Genomic DNA, 11,418 nt, shown 5'->3' with positions numbered 1-11,418 from the left:
GGGAACATCGAGTATCTGGGCCGAATCGACCACCAAGTCAAAATTCGGGGTTACCGGATCGAGTGCGGGGAAGTGGAGACGCGGCTTATGGAACACGAAGCGGTACGGGAAGCTGTAGTCATGTCGAAGAGTGATCAAAGGGAACAGGCCTACCTGTGCGCGTATTACGTTAGCAGCGAAGCCCTGTCTGTCGCCGAATTACGGGCGCATCTGGCTACGTTGTTGCCGGAGTACATGATCCCGGCGTACTTCGTGCATCTGAACCAGATGCCGCTCTCACCTAGCGGCAAGATCGACCGCAAGGCATTGCCGAAGCCTGATTATTCCTTCGAAATGGAACAGCAAACCCCTCCTTCAAATGAATATGAAGTTGCATTACTAGACATATGGAGGGATGTGATCGGCAGACAGCATATTGGGGTAAATGGTAATTTTTTCGAAATTGGAGGCAACTCGATTTTGCTGATTCAAGTACATGGTCGTTTAAGCGAACGTTTTCCAGACTTATTATCCATAGTTGATTTATTCGCTTATCCAACGATTCGACAACTTGCCCGACATATCGAGAACCTGCTCAGCAAAGAGCAAAACACATTCCAATTATCACCAATTAGATTTAGTAAGGAGGTTTTCACTAACGGTGCATACACACCGGGTGACACTGTAGAATTTCGTCTGACAGAACTTCAAGTGAATTATATTATGTGGGCTTCAAAGCAGTCAGGAGTGGATACAGAGTCCGTTTTGCTAGCATTGTTTCTCTATTTGTTTTCTGAATATGCCAATACTGATCAAGTATCCGTTGCTTGTATGTCGGCACCAGACATAGCTGTCCCAATAGCAATTGACCTTTCATCCATATCGAATCTACATGAGCTGTTCAATTCGGTGGGTAAACAAAAAACGAATTCCGGCTTCAGGGTAAACCGGTCCGAATGGCAGCATATGCGATTGGAACGTCTGGGAAATGAACTATATGCCGCCTTCACAACATCAAAAAACTCTTCCACCGAGTTAAACCGTATATTCAATCTTGTAGTTCGCCTTAAACAATCCGGAAAGAGCATATCCCTCCAATGGGACTATGATTCTGGGAAAATGCAGCTCCATACTATTCATAGTTGGATACGTTCATATTCCGACCTAATTTCTCTTTCAATGGCTCAATACCTACGTGAAAGTGAGGAAAAAAATTGAGAAAGAAATTAATTGATTTCGAAATCAATGCACCCTTGTCACAGAATGATAAAATTCAGCTCACAACGATTTCGAACAAAGATATCGCTGTTATCGGGTTATCGTGTCGCATAGGCAAATCTAATGATGTTAATCTGTTTTGGCAAAATTTATGCAATGGAAATGACGATATTCGCGAATTTCCAGACGCAAGAAAAGACGATATCCGGCGCGCTTTATTTTCTGAAAGCAGTGAGGAAGACAAGCTATTATTTAGTCGAAGCGCTTTCCTAGATGAAATCGACAAATTCGATCATCAGTTCTTTTCGATTTCACGAATAGAAGCTAATTTGATCGATCCCAATCAACGCTTGTTCTTGGAAACGGCCTATGCAGCTATAGAAGATGCGGGTTACGGCGGAAGGAGACTGTCTGGAAGTCAGACGGGCGTATTTTTGGGGTACAGCGGCGATTCTGCTTTGGAGTATAAGCATTATCTTAAAACAGTTCTTTCAGACGTGCCGGCATTATCGATGTCGGGAAACGCTAAATCAATTATCGCCAGCAGAATTTCTTACTTTCTAGATCTCAAGGGACCGAGCATGCTTGTAGATACGGCTTGCTCTTCCTCGCTCGTTGCGATTCACCTTGCCTGTAAATCAATTCGATCTGGAGAATGTGACCTGGCAATAGCCGGTGGGGTAAAAATAATTGCCCTACCGGTAGATTCGACGAGTGATGGACATCATACGGGAATTAAATCATCAGACGGTTTTACCAAAACATTCGACGATCGTTCAGATGGCATGGGTTCAGGCGAGGGAACAGCAGCAGTATTGTTAAAACCTCTTCAACAGGCGATCAATGATGGAGACCATATCTACGCAGTCGTTAAGGGAAGCGCCTGGAATCAAGACGGCACTTCGGTTAGCATAACAGCGCCAAATGGCTCTGCGCAGGAACATGTTATTCTTAAGGCATGGCAGGATGCAGAAATTAACCCCGAAACGATTAGCTATATTGAAGCGAACGGAACGGGTACTAAGTTGGGCGATCCTATTGAGGTGCAAGCAATCACTAGCGCCTTTCGCAAATTTACAAATAGGAAGCAGTTTTGTGCGATTGGTTCAGTTAAGTCGAATGTCGGTAGCCTGGATCATGCATCAGGAATCGTAGGTTTTATAAAAGCTGTTCTTGCTTTGAAAAATCGCAAGTTGCCACCATCGCTGCACTTCGAGAGACCGAATCGAAATATTGAATTTGTCGATTCTCCGATTTATGTTAATAACAAGCTATCTGAGTGGGAGACTGAACCAGGAGCATTGCGCCGCTGTGGAGTCAGCTCGTTCGGTCTTAGTGGAACTAATTGCCATATTGTGCTAGAAGAGGCGATATCTTCAGAGTCAAACCCCATTGTTGAAAAAGGTCCATATATTCTTGCATTGTCAGCCATGTTTCCAGAAGGTCTTAAACAACTTGTCAATGTATACCGCACCTTTCTAATTAATACCTTGGAACAGGGGAATCTTGGTGACATATGCTTTACGGCCAATTGGGGAAGACTCCATTATTCACATCGATTGATTATTAAAACAAGTTCAAAAGAGGAACTCATCGAAAAGCTGGATTGGATCTGCAACAATGAAATGTCTACCATTCGTCATAATGAAATCTACTACGGAGTTCATAACGTCGTTCCGGATTTGAAGTCAAAACGGTCGGAGGCAGATATTGCTGCTACTGAGCAGGAACTATTCTCTCTTCAGGCAAATAAACTCATTTCTGTCATAGGATCTGCTCAGCAGATGGTCGACTTCACATTTACAAAGCTCGCTAAACTTTATATTTTGGGTGCCGACATTGAATGGAGTTTATTATACACAGATAAAGATTACAGGAAAGTTAGTGTGCCAATTTATCCTTTTATGCGAAGTCGATGTTGGCCCGATATACACAATGAGATCCAGAGTGATGGACTGGCCCATCACTCAGTCAGTTTGTTTGGGAGATTGTCTGGAGAGTACACACTGATGGAATATCTTCTGGCCTCAATTTGGGGAAGACTACTGGATATTCAAGAATTGAACATCCATAGTGATTTTTTTCAATTGGGCGGTCACTCTCTTCTAGTCATTCAATGTGAAGTAGAGCTGGAAAAGTTGAAAGTCCCAATTGATGGCGTAGTCATTGAACCTGGCCTGACGTTCGAACAAATTGCAAAAAATTTAGAACTAAACATTGACAAAGGCGGAGCATAACATGAAATCGAAAATACTAGAACCGATATCGGGTTTTAACGAGTTTTTCTATAAGAGTTGCTACTTTCATTCATTGTTCCCAGCGTTAATATATTTGAATAAGAATATTTCATCCATTTTGGCGTATGACGTTAATGTATACAAAATATTGAACGATGCTCAAGGGCTTTTGTGCCAGAGCAGACCCGATGTCGATCATACATTGATGGAGATATTAGATAACATCGGAATTAGCACTGAAGGTATACGATACGCCAATAATCTGCATGAGAGAATTGTCAAAGCGATTCAAAGAGAAAGACCAATTCTATTGTGGGTCGACTGTTATTACTTATCCATTCGCAACGATACTTATAACAAGATACATTTTCCTCACACTTTACTTGTACATGGGTATGATCAGGACCAACAAATCTATCATATTATTGAACATAAAAATAAAGAACACCTCTCTTACGAGAATCGAATCCTTCCGATGGAAGATCTGAATAAGGCTTATGAAGGATATCAACTGATAAATAGTTTCGATATTCAGGAAACCTATTGTGAGTTTTATTTGAATGAGGATAGATATAATGTTAAGAATTTGAATTCGTCCGAGGAAGCAGATTTTTATCTGAACTTGCTTCTAAATAAAAAACAGGAGATTCTAAACGGATTGACAGAGTTGGACTCATTCATTGCTTGGTTTTCTCAGCGAGATGAGACAAGAATTCCTTTTTCCCTTGATTATACATTTAAGTGGCTTGAATATCTAAATGATATAATTTTTGACAAAAAGGCCGAACAATACAAACTGCGTGTTTTTTTTGGGAATCCTGAAAAAGCCAAAATTGCAATCGATTCTATAGTGTCCTCTTGGACAGATATTCGCGCAGTTATAGCAAAATTATACTATTCTCAAAATTACAATGAAAAGTCTTTCATTTCTATATCAGACCAGTTGTCTCGTATTCTAGAACTTGAATATCAATACTATCAAGAACTCTGGTCCATAAGGAGCTGAATAACATGGCTAAGTTAGATGTCAAAAATGAATTTATCAAGCTTATTGAGGAAAGAGTCCAATTAAATATTGATCAACATCTAGATGAAGACTTAATTGTTCTAGGACTGAATTCAATATTATTTATCCAGCTTGTTGTTGCTGTTGAAGCGCATTTTGGAATTTCCTTTGAAGATGAAGATTTGGTGATAGATAAATTCAATACTTGCATAGATATCATCCAATATATTGAAAGCAGAATGAGGGATCATTGATGTATATTCACGTTGTAAAGATCCTTTTAACGATGACACATCAATCCATAGAATGTTGTTTGAAATATGTATCTGCGGAAAAAAAGCGCGAATTAAAAATTATTACAACATTTAAGATGCAAAACGGGCTATCATTGCTGATTTATTAACTCGTTTTGTCTTATGACTCTAATAAACTACAGTAATCAAGAACTGAATACTATATTATCGGTGGATCCAAATGGAAAACCCTATTTGGTTGACTCAGAATGGAAATTCAATGTTTCTCATTCTGGGAATTGGGTAGCATTGGCAGTGGATATTGGATCAATAGGTATTGATGTCGAACGAATGAGTCCTATCGATCTAAATATTGCTAAACAACATTTCTCGTCATATGAGTATTCCGATTTGATGTCGATTTCCCCAGAATGTAGACTCGAATATTTTTTCAGATTGTGGACACTAAAGGAAGCATATATAAAATAGCCTCTCGGAATTAGACAGGTGTTAAAGGGGAGATGACGTAAGGAATAAGGGAATTAGCGCTGGGAATTATGGATAATAAACCAGTTTCGAAAAAGGACAGACTCCACCCATTTGCCAAACAGTATTTTTTAAAAATTAGGCGGCTGTTGGGCAAATCGTGGGTTTCAGTTTGTCCCATTCGTCCTTCTGGCTAACATACCAAGCGTCCATATGCTGGCAGATCATAGTGCCGTACACGCGCATATACCACATTATCGTGGAGCGATGCCGACCAGTTTCAAGCTTGTAATCGATTTTCTCCCGCTTGTTGGAACGCTCAATGGAGATGCGACGCTTGTAAACCAGCTTCCACTTTTCCGAATCGCGCGGCGTTTTCGTAAACAATCTGGGATCATCACGGGTTTTCGTGTAAAAGCTACGGCCAATCTTGGCTTTCGGCAGCCGCAGGTGGGTGTGCATCTCCACTTGCGGCGTTGGAGTTTGCTGTCGGAGCCATTGGGCTTCATCGGGTGAGCGTTGGGACAAATGGGGATGCCGCGAGGAGAGATTTGAATCTCACTCGCGCTTGGGCTGACGGTGCTTTTCTTGGAACGAACGTTCAGATCAATAAAGGGCTCCATGCCTTGGTGCTCCAGCAAAAGATAAATGGATTCCGCGTCGTGAGCGGCATCCAGAAGCATGTTGTCTACCGTGCCCAAGGTGAAACGTTGCTTGAACTCATCCGTGCTCATGACGAGACTGACCGCATCATGCCGGGAGGTAGGCTGAAGTCTTGGATACAGGGGCAAATCGTGTGGACTGTCCGCTGCGGAAAACATGTACAGGTGGTAACCGTTAAAGTACTTCTCCCGGGCACTATCCCAGCCCGAGTTGCAGTCGGGCTGGGAGTACAGACGAACATGGTTGCATTCAGCTATACCGCGGGCATGACAATCGCAAGTAGATTTGCTCCGGGGATAAGCGGTAGTGACGAGCGGTGTGCCATCACTGGCGGCGCTCAGTGCAGAGAGATCCCCGAGCAGACCCAACATGCCGAAACCGCAAGAATCTGCGACTGGAAGAAATCGAATAGCCGATCTGCAGGCAAAGACGCTCTAGCATCGGCATGACGCATCATCCATTTCGTCAAGCGTTCGACTCTGCCTGAAGTCGTGGTGGAAGCTTTCTCGCCTTTCTTCTTTCCTCTTTTGGCTTTTCCTTTGCGTTTCCGCTGTTTTTTGGCTTGAGATTCTGATCTACGGCAGGCTAAAGGCGGCGGGAGAAGCCATAGAACGTGCCGACGCCAGGAAGATAATCCAAGGGAAAGCCGCTCAGAATGGCATAAATCGGCGTACGTTTCATCTCGTTGATCCATTCGGTAATGCCCATATGAGGATTCGTCAGAAGGAGAAGCAGGTAAGAACAGAATAGGGATGCGGGATCACGGGGGATTGCCCCCGAGGAGAATAATCGTCGAAGAGCAAAGTCGTGACCGTTGAAAGATCGGTCATCCAGAGTTTGACGGCCCAGAGGCCAATCCTTGGAAATGAGAACAACACCGGAGCCGTAAGACGAACGAAGGTGTAGAAGAACAAAAGCTTGATAGTCCGAATGCGGAATGAAAATGGGCTTCATGAGGAACACTCCAATCTCGAGTAGTGGGCTGAAAAACAGACCCTTCCCACGCGATTTTGGAAAAATGGGCTCAAAGTCAAGGCTTTTTTGAAAAAAAACGTCGCGATCTCCGATTTATTTTCCAATTGGAGTTGTGGATGACCAAAAAAATCCCTCTACAGAAGTGGGAGGAAGTCACATGGGATAAGGCAGGGAAAGCCTTGTCCCAACTGCCTCGGCGAATGCCGAGAGGCTATTAAAACCGACGGGAGGGGATTATCCATCCCTTCAGATTCCTTTGGATTTCGTGTGAGATAAAATGAGATTTTCTTTAACTCTTTTTCCAATACTACGATCCCTATGTCATATTTCTTCTAGCAATATCATTTGGAGTTGGAATATAAGCTTTCTGTTTGCGCAGCACAACCGAAATTTCCGGATAAATTTATTTTGTGAGACATAAAATGATCTTATTTACAAAATTAATCATTTTTTGTCTCCTCTCGATTAAATTCACTGTGTCCAAATAGAGGGTGCCCAGTGCTTTTTAAAGGGAACGTACCACCAAAACAGAACGAGAAGAGAAGGTGACTCATGGGGTACCGAACAATTACTAAGACAAGCTTACTCTTTTTGCTAGCGGTTAGTATGTGGTGGCTGCCTTCAATGTGCTCGAACGTGAGCGCGAGCGTTCCGGCTCCGGTTAATCCGCCACCGACATTGTCTCAAGACGAAACCGAGAAAATTGATATTTGGATTCATGAACAGATGAAAGAAGGTAAAATTCCAGGTACGGCAGTCGTTATTGTTAAAGATGGGAAGATTGCTTATCAGAAGCAATTCGGATACGCCGACGTGAAACGCAAAGAGCCGGTGACGTCCGAAACACTGTTCGAGCTCGGCTCGACAAGCAAAGCGTTTACCGGACTGGCGGTTCTACAGTTGCAGGAGCAGGGACTATTGAAACTGGATGTTTTGGTCGAAAAATATTTGCCATGGTTCAAGATGCGCTACAAAGGGGAATATCGAGGTCAACAAATCGACGAAGACGTTAAGATTACGATCGGGCAGCTGCTCCATCATACGAGCGGAATTTCATTCCGCACGATCGGCGACATTCCCAAATCGAACGATATCGGCGCATTGGAGTTAACTGTTCAGAACTTGTCCGGAGGCCGATTGGATTTTTATCCGGGCGAAAGATTTCAGTATGCCACGATTAATTACGATATATTGGGCTTAATTGTTCAGAAAGTTTCCGGCAAATCCTATGAGGACTATATGAAAGAAAGGATTCTGACGCCGCTTGGTTTGGAGAACACTTACTTGTCACAGGACGAAGCAGTGAATCAATCATTGGCTACCGGGTATAAAATTGGTTTTTTGCGAGCTCAGCCGTACGATGCCCCAAGATACCGGGGGAATACGCCCGCGGGATATTTGACGACGAATAGCGTCGATATGGCGAAGTGGCTCAATATCCAATTGGGAATCGGAAGCGAAGACTCGTCATTCCGTTCGTTGATCGAGCAGTCGCATACGCCGGATCGTTCCGTATACCCCAATATTGACGGTTCATCTTATGGGGCGGGGTGGTCCGTTTTCCAGAAAGCTGCGGGGGAACTGAGCCACGGGGGCAGTAATCCGAATTATTCGTCTTTTATCGTATTCCGGCCAGAAGAGAAACTGGGCGTTGCCATTTTGGCCAATCTCAACTCCGCCTATACGAATACGTTAGGCCAGGGCATTATGGATATTTTACAACAAAACAAGCCGATCAGCTCGACCTCCGACATCTACCTCAGCGTCGATAAAGTCGCAGTTTCCGTCATGGGAGTATTGGTGCCGTTCAGCCTACTCTCGTTAGGATATTTGCTCATCGAGATTTCTCAAATCGTGAGAAAGCAAAGAAGATGGAAGAGCGACTCCCATTCAGTCGTGCGCAAAACGGCGATAAGCGTGTGCGCGTTGGCGCTTTTGGGATGTTGCATTTATTTCATTCCGAACGTGTTTTTTAGCGATTTGCCCTGGTCGTTCATTAAGGTGTGGGCTCCAGAAAGCCTGATCTCGGCGATCGTTACGATTTGCGCGGCGGGATTACTGTATATGGCGGCGCTTCTGCTTTCGTCGCTTTTTCCGAAGGAAAAAGAACGCTCTTTTTTTCCAGTCTTGATTGCGAGCATTATGAGTGGATTCGGCAACGCCGTCGTTATTTTTATCGTGAACGAAGCGTTGAACCGGAACGGTACTTTTCAGGTGGGACTTCTCGCCTTTTTTGTTGCCGGCATTATTCTGTACGTTTTCGGTCAAAGAGTCGTAAGGACCAGCCTCATCAATCTAACGAACGACATGATCTATCGCAAGAGAACCAGCTTGATCGATAAAATTTTGAGTGCTTCCTATCAAAATATCGAGAAAGTCGGGAAAGATCGCATCTTCGCTTCGTTGAACAACGATACGGAAGTGATAAGCGGCGGAATTAACATTTTGATATCCGGGTTCACAAGCCTGTTCACCCTTGTTTGCTGCTTTGTTTATTTGGGTGTCATCAATTTTAGCGGACTGCTCATCTCGATAGTGGTCATCCTCGTCGCGGCAGGGCTCTATTTTATCACAGGAAGATATGCGAATCGGTTGTGGGAACAAACCCGGGACATCCAAAATACGTTCTTTCGATTTATCGATCATATGGTCCACGGATATAAGGAACTTAGCATTAATAATCAAAAGAAAAACGAGTTCAAAGAAGATGTGCAGACGAGCACTTGGGCGTATCGTTCAAAGCGGATATTGGGAGATCTGAACTTTGCGAACGTATTCGTGATCGGGGAATTGCTTTTTACGGCGGTTATCGGCATCGTGGCGTTTCTCTTTCCCATATTATTCAAGGGCATCGAAAGTCAATCACTGGCGTCCTACGTTTTCGTGTTTTTGTATATGACCGCGCCCGTGCACGGCATATTGAACTCGATTCCCAGCATGATAGGAGTTCGAATCAGTTGGAAACGATTGAACGGTTTGGAGCAGGAGTTGTCGGCCGTGGTTTCTCAAGAGACAGTTGAGAACCTGCCAGCTGCCGACGCTGGCGGTCCTTTCGAATTGGAATTGAAAAACGTCGCGTTTAACTACAAAAACCAAAAGGACACCCATTTCGCGGTCGGTCCGATTAACGCCGTCTTTCGCTCAGGGGAAATTACATTCGTTACGGGAGGAAACGGCAGCGGCAAATCCACGTTGGGCAAGTTGATCACCGGGTTGTATGAGCCTGACGAGGGAGAAATTCTGCTGAACGGCAATCCGGTTTCGGCTAAGAAACTGGGACAATATTTTTCGGCCGTTTTCAGCGATTTTCACTTATTCGAAAAGTTGTACGGACTAGAAGTCCACGAATTGAATGATCGGATCAATCAAGAGTTGAGGGCGCTGGAAATTGACGATAAAGTGCATGTTTCCGGAAATCAGTTCAGCACGATTCGGCTGTCTACTGGCCAAAGAAAGAGACTGGCGCTTCTCGTAAGCCGCTTGGAAGATCGCCCCTTTTATTTGTTCGACGAATGGGCGGCCGATCAGGATCCGGAGTTCAGAAGTGTCTTTTACCACACGATTTTGCCGGAGTTTAAAAGGCAAGGCAAATGCGTCATTGCTATCACACATGACGACCGGTATTTTGGGGTGGCGGACAAGCTGATTAAGATGGAAATGGGAGATGCGGTAACGTCGGTCGTTTCGTTCGCAGGCTAATCTATTAAGGAAGGGTGTCTTACTATGTTCCAAACGGCTGGTTAAAAAATGAGTTTGAAAAGTTCCAATAACTGAAGAAACGGTACAAGAAACGATACTAGGGGAGAAAAAGTGAGGTAGCCGTGATTCTTCGGCAGTTCGTTTAAATAACTAGCAGGATATTTCAATCGTTCGAATATTTTCTGAGTTGGATAATTTAATGAACTTTGTGAATATAACGTTATCTGAAAGATACGAAATAATTATTTTTTGAAGGGATGATTAAATTGAAGCAAGGGATATTAATTTTTCTAAATGGAGCTTCAAGTTCCGGAAAGACCTCCATATCGACTGAACTGATAAATCAGAAAGAGATCCTTTTTTATCGTTTATCAATTGATGATTTTTTTAATAATTACTATGATTTTATTAATAATAAATTTCCAGATGATCCTCCAAAAGAAATAGATCATCAAGTTGTCTCACAAATACTTCATGATTCCATATTCTCAGTGTACCATTCGACAATTAAATTGTTATTAGAATTGGGTTTTAATGTAATAGCAGATACCATAATCGACAATGACAAGAGGTTTAATGAGTTTCTTGATCAATTTTTCGATCAGCCTACGTTATTTATAGGTGTAATATGCTCGGAAGAAGAACTCATAAAAAGAGAGCAAACAAGAGAGGATAGACAGATTGGACTAGCAGCTTCACAGTTTAGCAAAATATATTGCTTTGATGAATATGACCTCGAAGTAAATACGGAAGAGATGAATCCAACAGAATGTGCCGAAAAGATATTAAGTTTTATTAAGTCCAATAAGGAATACTCGGTATTTAAGAAATTACGTAAAAGAAATGTTAGTGTTTCCTAGATGGCGTATCCATCAGATAACGCCTAAAACAAAACAACCCCCAATCAATGATATCGTCGTGT

The 11,418-nt window shown here is 43.1% G+C and carries 9 protein-coding genes; 7 read left to right on the top strand and 2 right to left on the bottom strand.

Translation table 11 applies throughout. The features are described 5' to 3' along the window. From QD47_RS27760 to QD47_RS34340, 5 genes are all read left to right on the top strand, one after another. A partial coding sequence (locus tag QD47_RS27760) for a phosphopantetheine-binding protein (protein ID WP_235332388.1) occupies window positions 1–1,197 on the top strand: 1,197 nt, incomplete at its 5' end. Beyond that, window positions 1,194–3,434: a type I polyketide synthase gene (locus QD47_RS27755; RefSeq protein WP_052646996.1), complete on the top strand. Its 2,241-nt coding sequence runs from the start codon at window positions 1,194–1,196 to the stop codon at window positions 3,432–3,434. The genes QD47_RS27760 and QD47_RS27755, both read left to right, overlap by 4 nt. Window position 3,435: 1 nt before the next feature. After that, window positions 3,436–4,440: a BtrH N-terminal domain-containing protein gene (locus tag QD47_RS27750; RefSeq protein ID WP_044649157.1), complete on the top strand. Its 1,005-nt coding sequence runs from the start codon at window positions 3,436–3,438 to the stop codon at window positions 4,438–4,440. Between the two features lie 5 nt (window positions 4,441–4,445). Continuing rightward, a complete protein-coding gene (locus QD47_RS27745) occupies window positions 4,446–4,694 on the top strand; it encodes an acyl carrier protein (protein WP_044649156.1) in 249 nt (82 codons plus the stop codon). A gap of 162 nt (window positions 4,695–4,856) precedes the next feature. Beyond that, complete coding sequence (locus QD47_RS34340) at window positions 4,857–5,162, top strand: 4'-phosphopantetheinyl transferase family protein (protein WP_082067333.1); 306 nt, start codon at window positions 4,857–4,859, stop codon at window positions 5,160–5,162. A 251-nt stretch (window positions 5,163–5,413) separates the two neighbouring features. On the opposite strand, the gene QD47_RS33525 is transcribed toward QD47_RS34340, so the two are convergent. Together QD47_RS33525 and QD47_RS33520 are read right to left on the bottom strand one after the other, a co-directional pair. Next, the gene (locus QD47_RS33525) at window positions 5,414–5,980 is read right to left on the bottom strand and encodes a hypothetical protein (RefSeq protein ID WP_235332387.1); all 567 of its coding nucleotides are present in this window, start codon (window positions 5,978–5,980) and stop codon (window positions 5,414–5,416) included. A gap of 427 nt (window positions 5,981–6,407) precedes the next feature. After that, window positions 6,408–6,776 carry a hypothetical protein gene (locus tag QD47_RS33520; protein ID WP_044649154.1) on the bottom strand — a complete coding sequence of 123 codons (369 nt, stop codon included), beginning with the start codon at window positions 6,774–6,776 and terminating at the stop codon, window positions 6,408–6,410. Window positions 6,777–7,421: 645 nt separating this feature from the next. Here QD47_RS33520 and QD47_RS27725 point away from each other — a divergent pair. Both QD47_RS27725 and QD47_RS27720 read left to right on the top strand, forming a co-directional pair. Continuing rightward, on the top strand, window positions 7,422–10,496 hold the full coding sequence (locus tag QD47_RS27725) for a cyclic peptide export ABC transporter (RefSeq protein WP_044649153.1): 3,075 nt from the start codon (window positions 7,422–7,424) through the stop codon (window positions 10,494–10,496). Window positions 10,497–10,762: 266 nt separating this feature from the next. Then, complete coding sequence (locus QD47_RS27720; protein ID WP_044649152.1) at window positions 10,763–11,356, top strand: chloramphenicol phosphotransferase CPT family protein; 594 nt, start codon at window positions 10,763–10,765, stop codon at window positions 11,354–11,356. Window positions 11,357–11,418 lie beyond the last annotated feature (62 nt).

It is taken from the genome of Paenibacillus terrae, assembly GCF_000943545.1.
In the GTDB taxonomy this organism is placed as follows: Bacteria; Bacillota; Bacilli; order Paenibacillales; family Paenibacillaceae; genus Paenibacillus; species Paenibacillus terrae_A.
Note: the sequence above shows the minus strand (reverse complement) of the source record. Positions and strands in the feature narration are given on the sequence as shown.